Below are 19,556 nucleotides of genomic sequence, written 5' to 3'. Positions count from 1 at the left end.
GCTTTCCGCCGGTGCCGCCCAGCGGGTGCGGCACCGGTCAGCCGGCGTTTCCGCCGGCGCCGGCGACGGCGCGGCGGACGGCGTCGAGCGATCGTTCGAGCGCGGGGCGTGGCTCGAGGGCGTAGCGTCCGTCGCCGAACAGCTCGACCGTCGCCAGGCCCTCGTACCCGCAGCGGTCGAGGGCCGCGACGATCTCGTCCAGCGGCAGACGCCCGTCGTCCCAGGCCAGATGGCCGGCGGGAGCGCCGTCGACGAGGTGGACGTGGCGCAGGCGCTCGCCGAGCAGCTGCGCGTAGTCGTCGACGGAATCCCCGGACACGGCGGCACCGACGGTGTCGAGGACCACGCCGAGACGCGGCTCCGCGACGTCGGCCAGCATCCGCGCCGCGTCCGCGGCCGAGTTCACGAGGTTGGACTCGACCCGCTGCAGGGGTTCGAGCACGCAGTCCACGCCCAGCCCCGCGGCGTGGGCGGTGATCTCGCCCAGCGAGTCCACGGCGCGCGCCCAGCCCGCCGACGGCGACTCGTCCTCGCCGCCCCGCCCCGCCGTGACGAGGAGCATCTGCGCGCCGAGCTCGGCGGCCAGCTCGGCCGCGCGCCGGAACATCGCGACGCTGCTCCGGCGCAGCTGCGGATCCGGCGACGCCACGTTGACGGGGTACGCGACCTGCTCCGGCGTCAAGCAGGCGATGCGGAGCCCGCGCATCTCCGCGGCGCGCCGGATGCTGCGGGCGTCGTCGTCCTCGAGCCACGGGACGTGCGCATGCGGGGCCACGCCCCACAACTCCATGCTGGTGCGGCCGAGGGTCGCGAGATCGTCGAGGCACCGCTCGAGCGGGAAGTGCTGGTAGCCGAAGTTCGACCCGGTGATGCGGTCGACGAGCGGTGCCCGCGTCATTTCCCGATCCCTTCCGAGAGGCCCTTGATGAAGTAGCGCTGGCAGGCGAAGAAGAGCACGATCACCGGCAGCGCGGCGACCACCATGCCGGCGAAGACCACCGGATAGTCGGTCCCGTGCCGGCTCATCAGGCTGGTGAGGCCGACGGGCAGTGTCTGGACCGAGGTGCCGCTCGTGAACACCATCGCGAAGAGGTACTCGTTCCAGGCGAAGAGGATGTGGAGGATCACGGTGGAGATGATGATCGGCTTGCACATCGGCAGGGTGATCCGCCAGAACGTGGTCCAGCGGCTCGCCCCGTCCACCTCGGCCGCCTCGTCGATCTCGCGAGGCAGATCGATCATGTACGCGCGGATCAGGAACGTGGTGAACGGGATCCGGAACGCGGTGTAGAGGATGAGCAGCGCCCAGAACGTGTTGTAGAGACCCATGGCCTGGAACATGCGCACCAGCGGGACGAGCGCGACGGCGGGTGCCAGCATCAGGCCACCGAGGATGATGCCGGAGATCGTGGCGCCGAATGGCATCCGCACGCGCGTCAGGCCATAGGCCGCCCACGCGCTGATGAAGACCGTCGCGACCGTCGACGTCACCGTGACCAGGACGCTGGCGGTCAGGTAGTCGCTCACCCCGTTGTTCCACGCGAGGGTGTAGTTCTCCCAGTTCAGCTGGACCGGCAGGGCGAAGGGGTTGCCGAAGAGCTCCGCATTGGTCTTGAAGCCGTTGAGCACCATCCACAGCAGGGGATAGGCGACCACCACCACGAGCGCCAGCAGGAAGGACCACATGAAGACTCGGCCGATGGAGCCGAGGAATCCGGTGCGGGTCATCAGAAATCCACCCTTCTGCGTCGTGTGTACCAGAGCTGGCCGAGGGCGACGGCGAGCGTCACCGCGAAGATCACGGTCGCGATCGCAGCCGCGTACCCGAAGTCGTTCTGCACGAAGCCGCTGCGGTACAGCCAGGTGGCGAGCACCTGCGTCGAGTTGTCGGGGCCGCCGCTGGTCATCACCATGACCTCGTTGAAGACCTGGAATGCACCCGAGATGGTGATGATGACCATGAGCCCGGTCATCTCCCGCACGAGCGGCACGGTCACGTTGAAGAAGCGGCGGATCGGTCCGACCCCGTCCAGTGCGGCGGCCTCGTAGAGCTCGGTGGGGACGCGCTGGATCGCCACCGCGAACAGGAGCGTCGAGTAGCCGAACCCCTGCCACTGGCTCATGGCGATGATGGCCACCATGGCGGTAGATCCCTGGCCCAGCCACGGCTGGGCCAGGAAACCGAGCCCGGTCGCGTCCAGCAGGTGGTTCAACAGCCCCAGGTTCGGCTCGTAGATGAAGTAGAACAGGAGGCCGGCGACCGTGAGCGAGATGGCGGACGGGATGAAGTACACCGCGCGGAGGGCCTTGCGCCACCGCTCGCTGCGGAGGCTCTCGATCATCGCGGCGAGGACCAGGGCGCCGGCCACCTGGAAGACGATCGACAGCAGCGCGTACAGGACGTTGTTGCCGAGCGCCCTCCAGAAGACCGCGTCGCCGAGGAGCTTCTCGTAGTTCTCGAGCCCCACGGGCACGGAGGCGCCGGAGTAGATGTCCCACTCCTGCGTGGAGAAGACGAAGTTCTGCACCAGCGGCAGATAGACGAACACGCCGAGGACCAGGAGCGCCGGCAGGACCCAGGCCAGCCCGAGGATGCGCGACCGCCGGGACTTCACCGCGCCGCCGCCGACGCCCCCGCGCCGCCACCGGCGCCGGGGCCTGCGGTCCGGGACCGGCCGTGCGGGCCGGGGACGCTCGAGCACGGGGGCCGGCGCGGCGGCGCCGGGGTGCCGGGCGGGGCCGCCCGACACCCGCGCCTCACTCGGCGTCGTCGTTCGCTGCGCGAACACTCTCGAGCACCTCTTCCGGGGTGGAGCTGCCGCTGATCAGCGCCTCGCCGCCGGCGAGCCAGGCGCCGGCGACCTCGGGCACCGTGACGGTGTCCAGCCACGCGACGAGCTGCGACGCCTCATTGACCGCGGTGATGCCCTCGAACACCGCTTGGCTGGAGGTCTCCTCGGTGACGGCGCCGACGACGCTGCTCGGCTGCCCGTAGGGAGCCGACGAGAGCGTCTTGGCGTGCTCCTCCTGCGTCGCGAACTTCATGAAGTCGGCGGCCAGGGCGGCCTGCGGCGACCGGGCGTTGATGAGGTATCCCTCCGGTGCGCCCTCCAGCGCCCGCGGGTCGCCGGCGGCGTCCGCCGGGGCGGGGAGCGGGAAGATCCCGAAGTCCTCGGCGGCGAGCGCGCTGCCCTCGGCCGTGACGGTGTCGAACTCCAGGACCTCCTGGTAGTACATGGCGGCGCGGCCGCCGGCGAAGGCCTCCTGGGCGGTGGTGTAGAGGACGCCGTTGGTCCCGGTCCCCGTGTCCGTGCACTCGGTGACGAGCGTCTGGAACTGCTCGAGGGACTTCGCGTAGCCGGGGTCCGTCCACTGCGCCGTCTCCGGCTCGAAGTCCGCCTGGAGCACCTCGCTCGGCACGTTGTGCGCGAACAGCTGCTGCAGGTAGTGGAGGGCGGGCCAGCCGTCCTTGTTGCCGAAGGCGATCGGCTCGTAGCCGGCCTCGCGCAGCGGTGCGCAGGACTCGATCAGCTCGCCGAAGGTGGTCGGCACCTCGATCCCCGCGTCGGCGAAGGCGGACTCGTTGTAGCCCATGAACTTGCCGTTGTTGTAGAGGGGGATGCCGTAGTACTTGCCGTCGTACTCGAAGGCGGACAGCGATGCCTCGCCGAACCGGTCGCCCCACTCCGTGCCGGGCGCGATGAGCTCCGAGAGGTCCGCCGCGAGCCCGCCTTCCACGAAGTTCTGCGCCCAGTCGCCCGTCCAGGTGAAGTAGACGTCAGGCAGCGCCTGCGAGGCGGTCAGCGTCTTCGTCTTGTCCTTGATCGACTGGTCGGTCTCCTGGATCAGTTCGACGTCGACGTCGGGATGCTCCGCCTCGTACGCCGCGGCGATGTCCGCGAAGTACGTCTCCAGCGGCTCGCCCGCGAACTTGGTCAGGATCGAGACCGTGCCCTCGTGGACGGGCTCGGCCGTCACGTCCGCCGGGGGCTGCGCCGCCCCGCTGGAGCAGCCGGCGAGTGCCAGGGCGGCCGCTGCGGTCGCTGCGACCGAGAAGGTGCGTTTCGTGTTCATGTCTGCCTCTCTGAGGGTGCGGCCCCGGTGCCGCCTGCGACGGCCTCCGGCCGCCGCCGGAACGTCGGTGCGTGGCTGTCAGGCGAGTGTAACCAAAACCTGATACCGGTACCAGAGTTTTCCCGAAACCAATCTCGAGAACTGCATAACCCGCATGATTCAGGGGATTGACGCTGTTCGTCCGCGTGTGCCACGATGATGCGCACCTGATACCGGTACCACATTCCGTTTCTGCGGGGACCCGTGCGCCGGATCGCGAGAAAGGAACAAACATGCTCGGCTTCGAAGAGAACGAATTCCGTACCCAGCTCGCCAGCGCCGTCGCCCTGCGGCCACGGATCGAGCAGCTGGTCGACGAGCTGCTCGCCGGCGGCGTGGACAACGTCCTGCTGGTCGGCGCCGGTGGCACCTACGCGCAGATGTGGCCCTACGAGCAGCTGGCCCGGGAGCGCTCCACGCTGCCGGTGCGCTCCGCGATCGCGGCCGAGCTCGTCGTCGCCGGCGATGCACTGCTCGGCGAGCGCACCGCCGTCGTCTTCACCTCCGTCACCGGCACCACGGAGGACGTCCTGCGCGCGATCGAGTACGTCCAGGCGGCCGGGGCGACGACGATCGCGTTCACGGGCTACCCGGAGTCCCCGATCGCGACCGCCGTCGACCACGTGCTCGTCTCCGAGCCCAAGACCTGGCCGTTCGACATGCAGCTGCTGCTCTTCGTGGGCCGACTGCTGGACCGCCGCGGCGAGTTCGCCGGCTACGCCTCCCTGGCGGACGAGCTCGCGAACCTGCCCGAGGCGATGGTCGGCGTCGCCCGGCAGGCCGAGCCGATGGCCGAGGCCTTCGCCGAGGCGCACCGGGACACGGACTACTACTTCCTCATCGGCGGCGGCCCCATCTGGGCGTTCACCTACCTCTACTCGATGTGCATCCTCGAGGAGATGCAGTGGCTGCGGACCACCCGCGTGCACAGCGCTGAGTTCTTCCACGGCTCCCTCGAGCTGCTCGAGAAGGACACCGCCGTCCTGGTCTTCCAGGGCGAGGACCGGACGCGTCCCCTCACCGACCGGGCGGAGAACTTCGTCAAGCGCATCTCCGAGGACGTCACCGTCTTCGACACCCGCAACTACGTGCTCGAGGGCTTCAGCCCCGAGAACCGCGCGCTGATCGCCCCGATCGTGCTGGACACCGTGATGGGACGCGTCAGCAAGCACCTGGAGCGCGTGCGGGACCACTCGCTGGACCTCCGCCGCTACTACCGCGTCCTCCAGTACTGAGAGGCGGGCAGGGGAATGCGGCTGCTCGGATTCGGCGACAACATCGTCGACCGCTTCCTGGACCGGGGCCTCGACTACCCGGGCGGGAACGCCGTCAACGTGGCGGTCTATGCCCGCCGGGCCGGAGCGCACGCGGAGTATCTCGGCGTCTTCGGCGACGACGAGCTCGGAGGGTTCCTCCGCCGGGCGATCGAGGACGCCGGGGTCCGGACGCAGCGCAGCGTGGTCCGTGCCGGCGAGTCGGGGGTCTCGTCGCTGCGCGTGATCGACGGCGACCGGGTCTTCCAGGGCTGGAACGGTGGAGGCGTCACGGTCCGGCACCCCGTGGACCTCGAGGACGGCCGCGAGGAGTACGCGGCGAGCTTCGACGTCGTGCACTCCAGCGTCTACTCCGGGACCGAGGCCGAGCTGGCCAGGCTCCGCCGGCATGACGTGCTCGTCAGCTTCGACCTCTCCAGCGAGCCGGACTTCCGGACGCCGGAGTACCTGGACCGGATCGGTCCGTCGGCGGACCTGGTCCTCCTGTCCTGTGCCGGGCTGGAGGAGGATGAGGCGTTCGCCCTGCTCGACGACGCCGTGCGCCGCGGGGCGGGACTCGCGCTCGGGACGCGGGGGACCGATGGGGCGCTCGTGACGGACGGGAGCCTGCGCGCGGCGGCGCCGGCCCAGCTCGTTCCGGAGGGCACGCCCGTTGTCGATACGATGGGCTGCGGCGACGCGTTCCTCGCCGGGTTTCTGGTCGAGCTGCACGGCACCGGCTGGCGCCGTGGCAGGCCGCCGGGGGCGTCCGGCCTGCGGGCCGGGCTCGAGGCGGGGGCGTGGGCGGCGCGGGACCAGTGTCTCGTGGAGGGCGCGTTCGCGCGCGGCCGCCCCAGTACGACGCCGTCCGCAGTGGGTGGACGGTGAGCAGGAAGTGACGTGGAAGGGGGCCGGCGCGATGATGTCCGAACGCTCGGTGCCGCCCACCATCTCCGAGGTGGCGGCCGAGGCCGGGGTCGGACGCTCCACGGCCGCTCGGACCCTCGGGGGCTACGGCTACGTCAGCCCGGAGGTGCGCGAACGGGTCCTCGCCGCGGCCGAGCGCATCGGCTACCGGACCAACGCGCTGGCCCGCAGCATGTCCACGGGCGTGAGCCACACCCTGGGCGTGATCGTCGCGGACATCGCCAACCCCTTCTTCGGCGGCGTGGTCCGCGGCATCTCCGACGCCTCCCGCTCCCGCGGCTTCGACACGCTGGTGCTCAGCACGCACGAGGACCTCGACGAGGAGGTGGCGGCGATCAACGTGCTCATCGACAAGCGGGTCGATGGGATCATCGTCGCGTCGGCCGCGCTCGATGCCGCGTCGGCCTCCCACATCGAGCAGGCGCGGGCGCGCGGCATCAAAGTGGTCCTCGTCGACCGCGCCGTGCCGGGGCTGGATCTCGACGCCGTCCTCATCGACAACCGGGCCGCCGCGCGGGGCGCGGTCGCCCGTCTGGTCGACGCCAGGCACCGCCGGATCGGGTTCGTCTGGGGACCGCCGATCGAGGGCCGTCCCCGGAGACGGCGCGATCTGGTGGACGGGGCCGTACGGAACCTCTGGACCGACGGCGAGCGCCTCCAGGGCTATCTCGACGCGCTCGACGACGAGGGCATCGTCTTCGACGCGGACCTCGTCATGGTCGGCGCGAAGACCGAGGAGCACGCACAGGCCGAGGTCGCCCGCATGCTGGCGCTGCCGGACCCGCCGACGGCCCTGTTCTGCACGGAGAACGACGCGATGACGGGATCGCTCCGGGCGATCCGCGAGTCCGGCCTGCGGATCGCGGAGGACATCTCGCTCATCGGCTTCGACGACAGCTCGTGGGCGGCCGTGATCGAGCCGCCCCTGACGATGATCGAGCAGCCGACGCTGGCGCTCGGCGCCAAGGCCGCCGAGATCCTGCTCGGGGCCATCGACGCGGGCGAGGGCCGATCGGCCGCCCCGCGCGGGCCGAGCGCATTCCACACGCTCGAGACCCGGCTCGTCGAGCGTGCGTCGGTCCGCCGGCCCCGGGCAGCCGACGGGTCCGCCCGGCGCGGCTGACGGACCGCCTCGTCTCGGCGTCGACGGCCGTCATCGGGCCATCGCGGCGACCTGGCCTCAGGACCCGGGCAGCCCCGCCTGCGCGGCGAGCGCGAGTGCCAGTTCGTCGTCGACGATCAGACGCTGGATGAAACCGCCGCGCAGCGCCGCCGTGACGCCGGGCAGGTTGGCGCGGCCGTAGCCGACGGCGACCGTGGTGCCGGCCCGGTGCAGCTGGTCCAGCGTGACGGCGAGGACGCGGGCATCCAGCGGGCTCTGGACCGCCCGGCCGTCGGCGTCGAGGAGCCGGCCCGAGACCTCGGCGACGGCTCCGAGGCCCTCGAGCTCCCTCCGCTCCGGCTCGTCGAGCCGCTCGAAGACGGTGGACGCGCCGGGGGCCCAGGTCCCGACCGCGACGACGGCGAGGTCCAGGCCGTCCGCCTGGGCCAGGGCCTCGGAGATCTCCGGCTGGCGGCGGAGACTGGCGGCCATGCCGGCCGTCTCCACGATCAGTGGGGCCGGCAGCGGCCACGTCCGGCCGCCGGACGCCGCGCCGAGCCGGTGCAGGAGCTGGCCCGAGCCGCCGTCGTCCCCGACCTTGAGGTCGCCGGCGAGCTGGACGATCTGGCACTCGGGCAGGCGCTCGAGGTGCGCGGCCATCAGGTTGAGGGTCCGGGACCAGGAGACTCCCACGGTGGCTCCGGGCCGGACCAGGGACTCGAGGACGACGGCGGCCTCCGCGGCGACCTTCTCGCGGGCGCTCTCGTCGGCGCCGGGGCGGTCCGCGATGGCGACCGCTTCGAGGCCCAGGGCCCGCGCTAGCGCAGCGGTGTCGATCAGGGTGCGGGCCGGCCGGTTGATGGAGATGGTGACGATGCCCTCCCGCTTGGCCTCCTCGAGGTAGCGGGCGACCTGGAAGCGGGAGAGCCCGTGCGTCTTGGCGATCTCGACCTTGGACGCGTTGTCCACGTAGTACGCCGAGGCGATGTCGGCCAGGAGCTCGTGGTGCGGCGTTGACATGGGCTTCCTTCGTGGCGGGGGCGGCCGTGCGGGGAACGCGGACCGGCGGGGCAGCCGCTCATCTGAGCGCCCCGGACCCCCAGCGTAAGGCACTCTTGCTCATTTGGTCACGTGTGGCTAGAGTCACAGGTAATCAAATGAGCGGTGCTGCTGAATCATCTGAGCGAGAGTTTCGGCGATCCCGGCACGGGCAGCCGTCCGGCACCGCGAACGATGCAGCACCGACAAGGAGAGCAGATGATCCCCCACCGCAGAGCAGCGCTCGGCGAGATGTCGCTGAGTCGACGCCGGCTCCTGGGGCTCGGCCTCGGGGCCGCGGCCGCCACGGGACTGTCCGCGTGCAGCGGCGCCAACGCCGCGGGCGGCGACGGCAGCGAGATCGTGGTCGCGATAGTGTCCAACCCGCAGATGCAGGACGCCATCTCGCTGATGTCCGACTTCCGGGCGCAGCACCCCGGGGTGAACGTCCGGTTCGTCTCGCTCCCGGAGAACGAGGCCCGGGCCAAGATCACCGCCTCGGTCGCCACCGGAGGCGGCGAGTTCGACGTGGTGATGATCTCCAACTACGAGACGCCGATGTGGGCGGAGAACGGCTGGATCACCGACCTGGTGCCGTTCATGGACCGGACGCCGGGCTACGATCGGCAGGACTTCATCCCGAGCATCCGCGAGGCCCTCACGGTGGGGGAGGGCCAGTACTCGGTGCCCTTCTACGGCGAGTCCTCCTTCCTCGTCTACCGCCAGGACCTGTTCGACGAGGCCGGGCTCAGCATGCCGGCGCAGCCCACCTGGGACCAGATCCGCGAGTTCGCCGCGCAGCTCCACGACCCGGGCAACAACTTCTCCGGCATCTGCCTGCGCGGCCTCGCCGGATGGGGCGAGAACCTGGCCCCGTTGAACACGGTCATCAACACGTACGGCGGCCGCTGGTTCGATATGGATTGGCGGCCGCGCCTGGACAGCCCCGAGGTCCACGCCGCCGTGAGCGACTACGTGAGCCTGGTCCGCGAGCACGGGCAACCCGGCGCCGCCACCAGCGGCTACGGCGACTGCCTCACGCGTTTCGCGCAGGGCAACGCGGCCATGTGGTACGACGCGACGGCCATGGTCTCCTCGATCGAGGACCCGGCGTCGTCCACCGTCGTGGGCAGCACCAACTACGCCCTCGCGCCCGTCAAGGAGACGGAGGCGGCCGGCTGGCTCTACACCTGGGCGCTCGCGATCCCCGAGACCAGCCGCAACAAGCAGGCCGCCTGGGACTTCATCGCCTGGATGACCAACAAGGAGTACATGCGCCTGGTCGGCGAGGAGATCGGCTGGGAGCGCCTGCCGCCGGGCAGCCGCCAGTCCACGTACGAGATCCCGGAGTACGCCGAGATCGCCGAGCGGTACGCCGAGCCCACGCTCACCGCGATGGGCCAGGCCGGCCAGGACACGTCGATGGTGCAGCCGGTGCCCTACCCGGGCCTCCAGTTCGTCGGCATCCCCGAGTTCCAGGACCTCGGCACCCGCGTGGGCCAGCAGGTCTCCGCCGCCATCGCCGGCCAGCAGAGCGTCGAGGACGCCCTGGCGCAGGCGCAGATCTTCGCCACCAGCGTGGCCCGAACCTACACGGAAGGCCGAGCATGACCACCTCACTCGCCCCCGGCGCCGCCCCCGAGCGGCGCGCGGCCCGGCCGGGGCCGCCGAAGCAGAGCCCGGAGCAGCGCCGCATCGCCCGGCGCGAGGGCTGGTCCCGCCGGCTCCCGCTGCTGCCCGCCCTCGTCTTCACGATCATCGTCACGCAGATCCCGTTCCTGCTGACGATCATCTACTCGCTCCAGTCCTGGAACCTGCTCCGCCCGGACGGCACCACGTTCGTCTGGTTCCAGAACTTCGTGGACATCTTCCTGGACTCCACCTTCCGCGGGGCGGCGCTGAACTCCGTCGTCATCACGCTCGCCTGCGTGCTCGCCTCCCTGGTGCTCGGCACGCTCTTCGCGCTCCTGCTGGACCGCGAGTTCCTGGGCCGCGGCGTGGTGCGGACCCTGCTGATCACCCCGTTCCTGATCATGCCGGCGGCGACGTCGATGCTCTGGAGCGTCTCGCTGCTGAATCCGAGCTTCGGCCTCCTCAACTGGGTCATCGGGCTCTTCGGTGCAGGGCCGATCGACTTCACCTCCCAGCTGCCGCTCTTCTCCGTCGTCATGGCGCTGGTGTGGCAGTGGACCCCGTTCATGATGCTGCTGATCCTCGCCGGGCTGCAGGCCCAGCCGAAGGACGTCCTCGAGGCCGCCTCGATCGACGGCGCCGGCTGGGGCAAGACGTTCCTCTACGTCACGCTCCCGCAGCTGCGCCGCTACATGGAGCTCGCGGTCCTGCTCGGCGCCATCTACGTGGTCAACACGTTCGACCAGATCTACCTGATGACCGCCGGAGGGCCGGGCACCGCGAGCGCCAACCTGCCGTTCTACATCTACCAGCGCGCGTTCCTGGGCTTCGACATCGGCCAGGCCGCCGCCATGGGCGTCGTCACCGTCGTCGCCACGATCATCATCGCCACGTTCGCGCTGCGCCTCATCTTCCGCAGCTTCGACACGAAGGACTGAGCCATGGCCACCACACTGACGACCCCCGACGCGCCGCAGGCGCCGCGCCCGACGGCCGCACGCCGTCGTCCGCAGTCCTCCGCCCGCGCCACCGCCACCGGCCGCCTGCTGACCGTCATCACCTGGCTGCTGGCCCTGATCTTCTTCGCGCCCGTCCTCTGGATGGTCGCGACGTCCTTCAAGCAGGAGAACGCGGCCGCCTCGACGCCGCCGACCTTCTTCTTCGAGCCGACGCTGCAGCAGTACGCGGACGTGCTGGCCATGAACGCGGGCCCGTACTTCCTGAACTCGCTGATCGCCACCGGCGTCTCCACGCTCCTGGTGGTGGTGCTGGCGGTCCCGGCGGCCTACTCGCTGAGCATCCGGCCGGTGAAGAAGACGTCAGACGTCCTGTTCTTCTTCATCTCCACCAAGATGCTGCCGGTGGTCGCGGTCATCATGCCGATCTACGTGATCGCCGGGCAGCTGAAGGTCCTGGACAACGTGTGGACGCTGGTGATCCTCTACACCTCCATGAACCTGCCCATCGCCGTCTGGATGATGCGGTCCTTCTTCCAGGAGGTCCCCGGCGAGGTGCTGGAGGCCGCCGCGATGGACGGGGCCGGCCTGCTGAAGACGCTGCGCTCGGTCCTCATCCCGATGGTCACGCCGGGCATCGCGGCCACGGCCCTGATCTGCGTGATCTTCGCGTGGAACGAGTTCTTCTTCGCGCTCAACCTCACGGCCGCCAAGGCCGCGACCGTCCCGGTGTTCCTCATGAGCACCATGACCAGCGAGGGGCTGTTCCTGGCGAAGCTCTCCGCGGCCTCGGTGCTGGCCTCGCTGCCGGTGGTCCTCGCCGGCTGGATGGCCCAGAAGCAGCTGGTCCGCGGCCTGTCGATGGGCGCCGTGAAGTAGACCGCCCGGCCTCTTCGCCCCTCGGCCCGCCCGCCGTGCTCCCCTCTCGTCCGGAGGACGGCGGGCGGGCCGGTCAGTTCCCCAGTGCGGCCACGAGCGCCGGGTGGATCGTCCCGCCGTCGACCCGGTGGTCGCCGCCGTGCTCCACGGCGAGGAAAGCGTCCGCGGCGCCCGCCGCCGCGTACGCCTCCCGGAGGTGCCCGACGGCGGTGCGGAACCCCGCGATGGGGAAGATCGGGTCCGCGGTCCCTCCCTCGACGAGGAGCGGCCGCGGCGCCAGCGCGGCCAGCAGCTCCGGCATCTCGCCGGCCCGGAGGAGTCCGGGCACGTAGTTGCACGGGCAGTGGCGCATCGCCAGGATGCTCGCGGCGAACGTGTTCACGTAGCCGGACAGCGCGATGGCAGAGACCCGCCGGTCGGCCAGCGCCAGCAGCATGGCCAGCAGGGATCCGCCGGAGTGTCCGGCCGTGCCCAGGGGAGCGGTGGCGTCCAGCCCGAGCGCGGGCAGTGAGTCGACGACGCCGACCAACTCGGCCGTGCGGGCGCCGGCGAGGGACAGCCCGAGCGCCGAGAAGCGCGAGCTCAGGCGGGCACAGGCCGAGGTCTCGGCAGGGTCCTGATCCGCCGCGCTGACCCGCTGGCCGAAGCCGAGGACGTCGGGCACCACCACGTTCGCCCCCAGCCGGGCCAGCGACTCCGCGAAGTGGGCGTGGCCGTCGGCCCGGGCGGTATCCACCGTCCCGTCGGCGTTCAGGCCGACGAGCTGGCGGCTGCCATACCCGTGCCCGTGGATCGCCAGCACCGTCGGGCGGGCCGAGGAGGCACCGGGGCCGAGGCCGCTGGCCGTCGCGCGGCCAGGTGCGCTCCCGTTGCCGACGGTGGGCGTCGTCGACCGCAGCACGTAGACGCCGAAAGGCGTGCCCGCGTACAGCTCGAGCTGCCAGCGCTGCCGCACGTAGCCGGCTCCCTCCACCTCGTCGAGGAGCCGCGCGGCGGGGACCCCGCCCCGCGCCGAGGGCAGTAGCCGGGCGAACGGGGCCAGCAGGGAAGCGACGCAGGTCTCGACTGGCTCGGCGAGAGAGTCATGGCCGTCACCGTGCGCTACCCGTGAATGGACGTCTCGCCAGTCCGCACGCGCGCGCAGTACGTCGCTCCTCCTCAATGGGTGGAGGAGCGGTTCGGTGCCGCGACCGCGGGAAGGGTCGCCCGAGGGGTCGGATGGCGCGGTCAGTTCAGGCAGTGCCGTCATTTGCGCCTCTCCCCTCCACGGAGCAGTGCTTCTAGGAGCGGTGAGTCTTGGAGCGGTGGTTCTTGGCGGTGGTTCTTGGCGGTGCACTGCGTCAGGGAACTCCGTTCACTTTGCCGGCCGTCGAATCGTCCGCTTCACTCGCCGGCAGGACGGTCATCAGGCTATGGCGCGCCGGATCCCGGCGGGAGAGCTCAGTCCGCATCGGTACTGCGCCATACCCGGCGGGAATGGCGCTGTGCGCCAGGCCCGGGCCGCCTACCAGGGGGGCGGCCCCTGGTAGGCGCCGTCGTCAGTCAGCGACGTCGAGTTCTCGAATCAGGAGGTTTTCGAAGGAAGCCTCGCCGCCGTGGACGAACAACCGGATGCCGTCGTCCCCTGCCAGCGGGAACGCCCGATGGGAGTGCACCACCCGTCCGTCGCCGACGAAGAGCTCGACGCTGGCGTGGTCGACGAGTACCCGCACGTCGAGGCGGCCCGAGCTAATGTCGAAGGGAACTTGTGACTCTCCGCCATGACCGGGATTGAACGTCGGTCGACGGTTGACGTAGGTGAAGCCGCCACCCAGGAAGGCCCCGGCTGCAACGTGGCGGCCGCCGCCGGGAGCCCGGCACAGTTCAAGCCCGATGTTGTCCGGGCGATTGCTCGGATCCCAGACGAGCGTGCACGCCAGCTCGTAGGCACGGGAGCGCAGCTCCAGGTCGCGGTTGCCGGAGAGCCGCGTGGTTCCGATCTCGTGCACCTTCGACGTGTAATCGGCCAGCGCCGCCGTCGGTTGCGAGACGAGCACGTACTTCCCGCCCGCGCGGACCATGCGGACGTCACGGACGATCATGTCGTCGCCGTTGTAGCCGTCCGTGAGCAGGCTGGGGGAGTTGTGCGGGTAGTCCCAGAAGTTCGCCCAGCCGATGGCCCGGCGCAACGACGGGTCGAGCCGGCCGGCGTCGTCGTAGTGCTCGTAGGTGACGGCCCCGTAGAAGTCGAACCCCCGGTCCAGCCATTCCGGTTCGGCCGCGTCGGGGGTGAATGAGGCGCCGTCGAAGGTGCCCGTCCAGTAGGCGTACGTGGCCGGGAGGTCGCGCGCCTTGCCGTTGGCGCTGATGCCCAGCACCCAGTGGGCTGTGCCGTCGTCCGCGATCATCTGGAAGATGTCGGGGCACTCCAGCAGGCCTAGGTCGTCCCGATGGAACGAGCCCACCTCCTCCCAGTCGCGCAGGTTCGCCGAGGCGTAGAAGCCCAGCCGGTTGCCCTCGGCGTTGGCCATGAACCAGCGGCCGCGGTCGGCGTCCCAGATGACCTTCGGATCCCGGAAGTCATGACGCCCGGGGTTCGGCAGGACCGGGTCCTCCCCGCCGGGCGTGAACGTCCGGCCCTTGTCGGTGGAGTACCAGAGGTACTGCGCCTGACCGGTCGACGGCGCCTGCGTCACCAGGGCGATCAGGGCACCCGCCCCGTAGCCGGCCGTGTCGTCATGGTCGACGACGACGCAGCCGGACCAGCAGTCGCCGTTCCCGTTCGTGTTCTTCTCGATCGCGACGCCGTGCTCCTCGAACGACACATGGTCCCGGGTGGTCGCCAGACGCCACGACGTCCCCGCGCCACCGTCGAGGTAGTCGGCATTGTAGAGGTAGTAGTACAGGTACTCGCCGTCCACGAAGACGGGCCGCTGCGGATCGTTCTTCCAGTTGTCGGGGACGCTGAAGTGGTAGGCGGGACGGTAGGAGTGTTCCGGGACGGCCCGTGCGGATTTTCCGCTCGGGCGGCCGGGGTTGGCGTGGTCCGGCGCGGCGGCCGCGGGAGCGATCCCGCCGAGGGACAGGCCGCCCAGAGCGGCCGCTCCTCCCGCACCGAGGAGCATGGAACGTCGGCCGACGGCCGGTGCGCGGCGGGGCAGGGACTCGGATTGGTTCTCGTGGTTCTTGGACACGGGTGGCCTCTCTTCCAGGGGTTTGTTCGGTGGCGGAACGCTGAGTGTCGGAACGGTAGTGGCCGTGGGCGGGCCGGGACAGGACGGTGTGACGGGAGCGCGGGGACTCAGGGGCGCAGCACGCGCCCCGGTTGCTCGGTCCCCTCGAGTCGCCAGGCGCGTGCGGACGTGACGGTGGCCCCGCCGCGGCTCTCGATCCGGATGCGGCTCGCGTCCGGCCGCGTGGGGTAGACCCGCGAGGTGAGCGCGGTGCCGTCGACGAAGACCTCCACGCTGGAGGCGTCCAGCAGGATCCGGATCTGCGTCTCCACGGCCGTGGAGCGGACCTCGCCGGCGTGCGGCGAGGTGTCGCACCCGCCCGCCAGCGTCGAGCTCTCCCGATCCAGCACAATCTCCAGGACACCGCCGGCCCGCCGGTGGACGCGCAGGTCGGTGTGCTCGGCCCCGTCCTCCGTGGCGAAGAGGACGACGTCGAGGCGGTCGCCCGTCTCGATCCGCGCCGCGATCTCGACGTCGGCCGCCGTGCCGGCGAACTCGCGCTGACCGGTGGGAGCGGGCAGCGGCAGCAGGGGCAGGGAGCGCAGGGACTCCACCTCGGCCACCGGCTCGGCGCGCACGACGCCGGCTGCATCCCCGCCGTCCGCGTCGAGCCAGAGCCGACGGGGTATGGTCATCGCCCCGGACCAGCCGGCCGTGGCCTGGGCGGCGTCGTCGCGCCCCTCCTGCATCCAGGACCAGAGCACGCGCCGCCCGTGATCGTCGCGGAACGTCTGCGGGGCGTAGGCATGACGTCCGCCCAGATCGAGCCGTTGGACCCGGTCGATGGAGAAGCGGCGGCCATCGTAGGAGCCGACGGCGATGAACGGGCGAAGCGTGATGTTCTCGTGCCAGGCCGAGAAAACGAGCAGGTGCGGGTCGGCGCTGTCTGCGTCGGGCGGCCCGGTCTCGCCGTCCGGACCGGGCGCGAGCCGGAAGAAGTCGACGCACTCCCACATGGTCCCCGTCCAGTCGATGTCGTCGAGTCGGACCGGCTGGCCATCGCCGACGACCAGCGGGCCGACCTCCGTCCAGGACCGGAGGTCCTCGGATTCGTAGAGCAGGGCCGTGCCGCCCGCCCCGACGATCCCGCTGCCGATCAGCTGTCGCCAGCGCCCGGCCTCCCGCCAGACGCAGTGGTCGCGGAACTCGGTGACCTCCAGCCCTTCCGGCGGGGCGTCGATGACCGGACGGTCGAGAGGGGTCCAGACGTCGAGGTTCGCAGAGCCGACGGCCAGGCACGGCAGCTCCCGGCCGTCGGCCCGGCCGGAGTAGACGATCGTCGGAGTCCCGCCGTCGTCGACCAGGACCCCGGACCAGCAGCCCTCCCGGTCCGGGCCGGAACCCGGGGAGAGCGCGATGGGGCGGTCGCGCCAGCGCACCAGATCCTCGCTGACCGCGTGGCCCCAGTGGATCCGGTCGTGAAACGGGCCCTCCGGGTTGTACTGGTAGAAGAGGTGGTAGAGCCCGTCCCACTGGGCCACCCCGTTTGGGTCGTTGAGCCAGGCGGCCGGCGATGTGAAGTGATAGCGGGGGCGCAGGGGATCGGCCTGTGCCTGTGCGATCAGGTCGGTGGACTGCTTGGAAGCCGGGATCATCTGTTCTCCTGTGGCATGAGCACCCAGTGCTCGGAATCGGTCGGTCCGTCGGCGGCTCCGACGTCCCCTGCGGTGCTGACCGCGGTGGTTACCTGCTGCGGCGACGAGGTCCAGGCCTCGACCTCCTTCCGCAGCTCGGCGCGGGCACCGGCGTCGAACGGCTCGGAGCGCTCCGGGTCGGGGACGGCGCTGACGAGGAGGCGGGTGTAGGGGTGCCGCGGGTCATCGAGCAGCTCCAGCGACGGCCCGCCCTCCACCATGCGTCCGGCGTTCATGACGATGGTCCGGTCTGCCAGATAGCGGGCGGAGGCCAGATCGTGCGTGACATAGAGGATGGCGATGCCGCGTTCGTCCCGCAGTTTGGCGAGCAGATTCAGGATGCCGATGCGGACGGAGACGTCGAGCATCGACGTCGGCTCGTCCGCCAGGATGATCTTCGGTTCGACGGCGAGCACCCGGGCGATGGCGATGCGCTGGCGCTGGCCGCCGGAGAGCTCGTGCGGGAACGCGCTGAGGACCGCCGGGTCCAGGTCCACGGTACGGACGAGTTCCACGAGCCGGCTGCGCAGCCCCGACGCCGACTGCCCGGTCCCTCCGTGCAGGCGGAGCGAACGCTCCAGCACGGACTCGACCCGGTGGGTCGGGTTCAGCGACCCGAAGGGATCCTGGAAGATCATCTGGACATCGCTGCGGTACCGGCGAGACGCGCCGCGGCGCTGGGTGCGCAGGACGTCCTCGCCGAAAACCTCGACCGCACCCGACTCCGGCTGCTCGAGGCGCGCCAGGCAGCGGGCCAGCGTCGACTTGCCGGAACCGGACTCGCCGACCAGCGCCACGATCTCACCGGCGTCGATCGTCAGGTCGATGTCCTGCAGGACGTGGAGCCGCTTCCGCGCCAGCAGGCTGCCGGTCGTGAAGGTCTTGTTCAGGCCCCGCACCCGGACTGCGGGGGCGGTGACCTTCGCTGGGGCCGTCGTCGTCATCGGAGTGCCTCCCTCTCGAGGTGCGTGGAGTCGGTCGGGGCGACGAAGTGACCGCCGCCGGTGTCCTCGAGATCGCCGATCTCGGTGAAGCGCACACCCTCGCTCAGCCCGGTCAACTTCACCCGCGGGCCGCTGATCGGCGGGAACGCGCCCATCAGGGCCTGCGTGTACGGGTGGAGCGGCCTCCGCCGCAACGCCTCGGCCGGGGCGAGCTCGACCAGGCGGCCGGCGTACATGACGCCGATGCGGTCCGACATCTCGAGCATTAGCGACATGTCGTGGGTGATGAACAGGACCGCGAACCCCAGTTCCGCCTGGAGTTCCTGGATCTGCGCCAGGATCTCCTGCTGCACGACGACATCGAGGGCCGTTGTGGGCTCGTCCAGGATGAGCAGGCGCGGGCGCAGGGCGCTCGCCATGGCGATGACGACGCGCTGCCGCTGGCCGCCGGACAGCTGATGCGGGTAGGAGTTCACGCGGTCCGCAGGGATCCGCACGAGCTCGAGCAGCTCGGCCGCCCGCCGCAGGGCCTCTCGCTTGCCGAGGCCCTCGTGGGTGGTGAACACGTCGGCGAGCTGGTCGCCGATGCGCATGACGGGATTGAGCGAGTTCATGGCGGACTGGAAGACCATCGCGACCTCGCGCCAGCGCCACGAGCGCAACTCGTCGGCGCTCATGGACAGGACATCCTCACCGTCGAACCGGATGGCCCCGTGGGTGATGCGGGCCGGGTCCTTCAGGAGTCGCATGATGGAGTGCGCCACCGTGGATTTGCCGGAACCGGACTCGCCGGCGAGCCCGAGGATCTCGCCGGGTGCGATGTGGAAGCTGACGCGGTCGGCTCCGCGGACGGAGCGCTCGTCGCTGACGTACTCGACGGTCAGCTCTTCGATGTCGAGGACTGGTTTCACTGGTGGGCTCCTTGCGGCTCGGCGGCCTGCACGGCGGTCGGCGCCGTGGCGCTCGCGGCCCGGCGTGGCTTGCGCAGGCGCGGGTTGGTGATCTCGTCGACGGCGTAGTTGCACATGGCCAGGGCGTAGGCGACCAGCGCGATGGCCAGGCCTGAGGGGACGAAGATCCACCACTGCCCGAGCATGAGCGCACCGTCGGTCGACGCCCAGAAGAGGTTGGTGCCCCACGAGATGGTGTTGGCGTCGCCGAGGCCGAGGAACTCGAGGCCGGCCTGCGCGCCGATGGCTCCGATCACGCTGCCCAGCAGTGTGGTCATGACGATCGAGGCCATGTTGGGCAGGATCTCGCGGAGCATGATCCGCAGCGGCCTCTCGCCGGTCACCAAGGCCGCCGCGATGTAATCCTTGCCGCGGATGGAGAGGGACTGGGAGCGCAGGACGCGGGCGCTGCCGGCCCACCCCGTGATGACGAGGACGATGATCACGGTGCCCAGGCCGGGCGGCATGAACGCGGCGAGGATGACGAGCAAGGGCAGCCCGGGCAGCAGCAGGAAGACGTTCGTCAGCAGGGACAGGACCTCGTCGACGGCCCTGCCGAAGTAGGCGCAGGTCAGCCCGACGACGACGCCGACGATGGTCGCGAGGACCCCGGCGAGGACGCCGACGAAGAGCGACGAGCGCGCGCCCCACAGGGTCAGGGCCATGACGTCCTGGCCTTTCGCCGTCGTCCCGAGCCAGTGCTCCGGACTGGGCGGAGTCGCGCCGCCGGAGCCGATACGCGAGGGGTCCTCCGGGTAGAGGGCCGGTGCCAGCAGAGCGAGGAGGACGAACACCGCGAGGATGGCGAGGCCGACGACGGCCTTGCGATTGCGGGCCAGGGTGCGAATGAGTCGCAGGGAGGCACGGCCGCGGGAACGGCCGGGTGCCGGGGCGGGGGGTGGGAGAGCCATGGAAT

Annotated in this window: 17 protein-coding genes; 6 read left to right on the top strand and 11 right to left on the bottom strand. The window is 70.8% G+C overall.

Annotated elements, in window-relative coordinates; genetic code table 11:
* Positions 1-37: 37 nt before the first annotated feature.
* Genes ABD784_RS11715 through ABD784_RS11700 form a run of 4 tightly spaced genes read right to left on the bottom strand, consistent with a single transcriptional unit; the run spans position 38 to position 4,074 of the window.
* Positions 38-898 (bottom strand): TIM barrel protein, encoded by an 861-nt coding sequence (locus ABD784_RS11715; protein ID WP_344884775.1) that lies wholly within the window; start codon positions 896-898, stop codon positions 38-40.
* On the bottom strand, positions 895-1,728 hold the full coding sequence (locus tag ABD784_RS11710; protein ID WP_344884772.1) for a carbohydrate ABC transporter permease: 834 nt from the start codon (positions 1,726-1,728) through the stop codon (positions 895-897). The genes ABD784_RS11715 and ABD784_RS11710 overlap by 4 nt, the downstream gene beginning before the upstream one ends.
* Entirely contained in the window at positions 1,728-2,789 is a 1,062-nt protein-coding gene (locus ABD784_RS11705; RefSeq protein ID WP_344884769.1) for a carbohydrate ABC transporter permease, read from the bottom strand. The genes ABD784_RS11710 and ABD784_RS11705 overlap by 1 nt, the downstream gene beginning before the upstream one ends.
* Positions 2,758-4,074, bottom strand: a complete 1,317-nt coding sequence (locus ABD784_RS11700) for an ABC transporter substrate-binding protein (protein WP_344884766.1) — start codon at positions 4,072-4,074, stop codon at positions 2,758-2,760. Before ABD784_RS11700 ends, ABD784_RS11705 begins: the two co-directional genes overlap by 32 nt.
* A 272-nt stretch (positions 4,075-4,346) precedes the next feature.
* Between ABD784_RS11700 and ABD784_RS11695 the strand changes: the two genes are divergently transcribed.
* Genes ABD784_RS11695 through ABD784_RS11685 form a run of 3 tightly spaced genes read left to right on the top strand, consistent with a single transcriptional unit; the run spans position 4,347 to position 7,416 of the window.
* Positions 4,347-5,348: an SIS domain-containing protein gene (locus tag ABD784_RS11695; protein ID WP_344884763.1), complete on the top strand. Its 1,002-nt coding sequence runs from the start codon at positions 4,347-4,349 to the stop codon at positions 5,346-5,348.
* A gap of 15 nt (positions 5,349-5,363) precedes the next feature.
* Positions 5,364-6,254, top strand: a complete 891-nt coding sequence (locus ABD784_RS11690; RefSeq protein ID WP_344884760.1) for a PfkB family carbohydrate kinase — start codon at positions 5,364-5,366, stop codon at positions 6,252-6,254.
* Positions 6,255-6,285: 31 nt separating this feature from the next.
* Entirely contained in the window at positions 6,286-7,416 is a 1,131-nt protein-coding gene (locus ABD784_RS11685) for a LacI family DNA-binding transcriptional regulator (RefSeq protein ID WP_344884757.1), read from the top strand.
* Positions 7,417-7,473: 57 nt separating this feature from the next.
* Here the strand turns inward: ABD784_RS11685 and ABD784_RS11680 are convergent, their stop codons facing one another.
* A complete protein-coding gene (locus ABD784_RS11680; RefSeq protein WP_344884754.1) occupies positions 7,474-8,415 on the bottom strand; it encodes a sugar-binding transcriptional regulator in 942 nt (313 codons plus the stop codon).
* Positions 8,416-8,652: 237 nt separating this feature from the next.
* Here ABD784_RS11680 and ABD784_RS11675 point away from each other — a divergent pair, with 237 nt between their 5' ends.
* The 3 genes from ABD784_RS11675 to ABD784_RS11665 are packed head-to-tail and all read left to right on the top strand — an operon-like array spanning position 8,653 to position 11,900.
* Positions 8,653-10,044, top strand: coding sequence for an ABC transporter substrate-binding protein (locus ABD784_RS11675; protein WP_344884751.1), 1,392 nt, complete (start codon positions 8,653-8,655; stop codon positions 10,042-10,044).
* Entirely contained in the window at positions 10,041-11,003 is a 963-nt protein-coding gene (locus ABD784_RS11670; RefSeq protein ID WP_344884748.1) for a carbohydrate ABC transporter permease, read from the top strand. The genes ABD784_RS11675 and ABD784_RS11670 overlap by 4 nt, the downstream gene beginning before the upstream one ends.
* A 3-nt stretch (positions 11,004-11,006) precedes the next feature.
* A complete protein-coding gene (locus tag ABD784_RS11665; RefSeq protein WP_344884745.1) occupies positions 11,007-11,900 on the top strand; it encodes a carbohydrate ABC transporter permease in 894 nt (297 codons plus the stop codon).
* Positions 11,901-11,973: 73 nt separating this feature from the next.
* On the opposite strand, the gene ABD784_RS11660 is transcribed toward ABD784_RS11665, so the two are convergent.
* The 6 genes from ABD784_RS11660 to ABD784_RS11635 form a co-directional block, all read right to left on the bottom strand.
* Entirely contained in the window at positions 11,974-12,855 is an 882-nt protein-coding gene (locus ABD784_RS11660; protein WP_344884742.1) for an alpha/beta hydrolase family protein, read from the bottom strand.
* 583 nt (positions 12,856-13,438) lie between these two features.
* Positions 13,439-15,073, bottom strand: coding sequence for a glycoside hydrolase family 32 protein (locus ABD784_RS11655; RefSeq protein WP_344884739.1), 1,635 nt, complete (start codon positions 15,071-15,073; stop codon positions 13,439-13,441).
* Positions 15,074-15,180: 107 nt separating this feature from the next.
* Entirely contained in the window at positions 15,181-16,707 is a 1,527-nt protein-coding gene (locus tag ABD784_RS11650) for a glycoside hydrolase family 32 protein (protein ID WP_344884736.1), read from the bottom strand.
* A complete protein-coding gene (locus ABD784_RS11645) occupies positions 16,704-17,690 on the bottom strand; it encodes an ABC transporter ATP-binding protein (RefSeq protein ID WP_344884733.1) in 987 nt (328 codons plus the stop codon). Before ABD784_RS11645 ends, ABD784_RS11650 begins: the two co-directional genes overlap by 4 nt.
* Positions 17,687-18,601, bottom strand: coding sequence for an ABC transporter ATP-binding protein (locus tag ABD784_RS11640; RefSeq protein ID WP_344884730.1), 915 nt, complete (start codon positions 18,599-18,601; stop codon positions 17,687-17,689). The genes ABD784_RS11645 and ABD784_RS11640 overlap by 4 nt, the downstream gene beginning before the upstream one ends.
* Positions 18,598-19,551, bottom strand: coding sequence for an ABC transporter permease (locus ABD784_RS11635; RefSeq protein ID WP_344884728.1), 954 nt, complete (start codon positions 19,549-19,551; stop codon positions 18,598-18,600). The genes ABD784_RS11640 and ABD784_RS11635 overlap by 4 nt, the downstream gene beginning before the upstream one ends.
* Between the last annotated feature and the right edge of the window lie 5 nt (positions 19,552-19,556).

Source organism: Zhihengliuella alba (genome assembly GCF_039538765.1).
Taxonomy (GTDB): Bacteria; Actinomycetota; Actinomycetes; order Actinomycetales; family Micrococcaceae; genus Zhihengliuella; species Zhihengliuella alba.
Note: the sequence above shows the minus strand (reverse complement) of the source record. Positions and strands in the feature narration are given on the sequence as shown.

Coding starts and splice junctions, on each gene's coding strand:
- ABD784_RS11715 (WP_344884775.1), bottom strand. CDS start 898: ATGACGCGGGCACCGCTCGTCGACCGCATCACCGGGTCGAACTTCGGC.
- ABD784_RS11710 (WP_344884772.1), bottom strand. CDS start 1,728: ATGACCCGCACCGGATTCCTCGGCTCCATCGGCCGAGTCTTCATGTGG.
- ABD784_RS11700 (WP_344884766.1), bottom strand. CDS start 4,074: ATGAACACGAAACGCACCTTCTCGGTCGCAGCGACCGCAGCGGCCGCC.
- ABD784_RS11695 (WP_344884763.1), top strand. CDS start 4,347: ATGCTCGGCTTCGAAGAGAACGAATTCCGTACCCAGCTCGCCAGCGCC.
- ABD784_RS11690 (WP_344884760.1), top strand. CDS start 5,364: ATGCGGCTGCTCGGATTCGGCGACAACATCGTCGACCGCTTCCTGGAC.
- ABD784_RS11685 (WP_344884757.1), top strand. CDS start 6,286: ATGATGTCCGAACGCTCGGTGCCGCCCACCATCTCCGAGGTGGCGGCC.
- ABD784_RS11680 (WP_344884754.1), bottom strand. CDS start 8,415: ATGTCAACGCCGCACCACGAGCTCCTGGCCGACATCGCCTCGGCGTAC.
- ABD784_RS11675 (WP_344884751.1), top strand. CDS start 8,653: ATGATCCCCCACCGCAGAGCAGCGCTCGGCGAGATGTCGCTGAGTCGA.
- ABD784_RS11670 (WP_344884748.1), top strand. CDS start 10,041: ATGACCACCTCACTCGCCCCCGGCGCCGCCCCCGAGCGGCGCGCGGCC.
- ABD784_RS11665 (WP_344884745.1), top strand. CDS start 11,007: ATGGCCACCACACTGACGACCCCCGACGCGCCGCAGGCGCCGCGCCCG.
- ABD784_RS11650 (WP_344884736.1), bottom strand. CDS start 16,707: ATGATCCCGGCTTCCAAGCAGTCCACCGACCTGATCGCACAGGCACAG.
- ABD784_RS11645 (WP_344884733.1), bottom strand. CDS start 17,690: ATGACGACGACGGCCCCAGCGAAGGTCACCGCCCCCGCAGTCCGGGTG.
- ABD784_RS11635 (WP_344884728.1), bottom strand. CDS start 19,551: ATGGCTCTCCCACCCCCCGCCCCGGCACCCGGCCGTTCCCGCGGCCGT.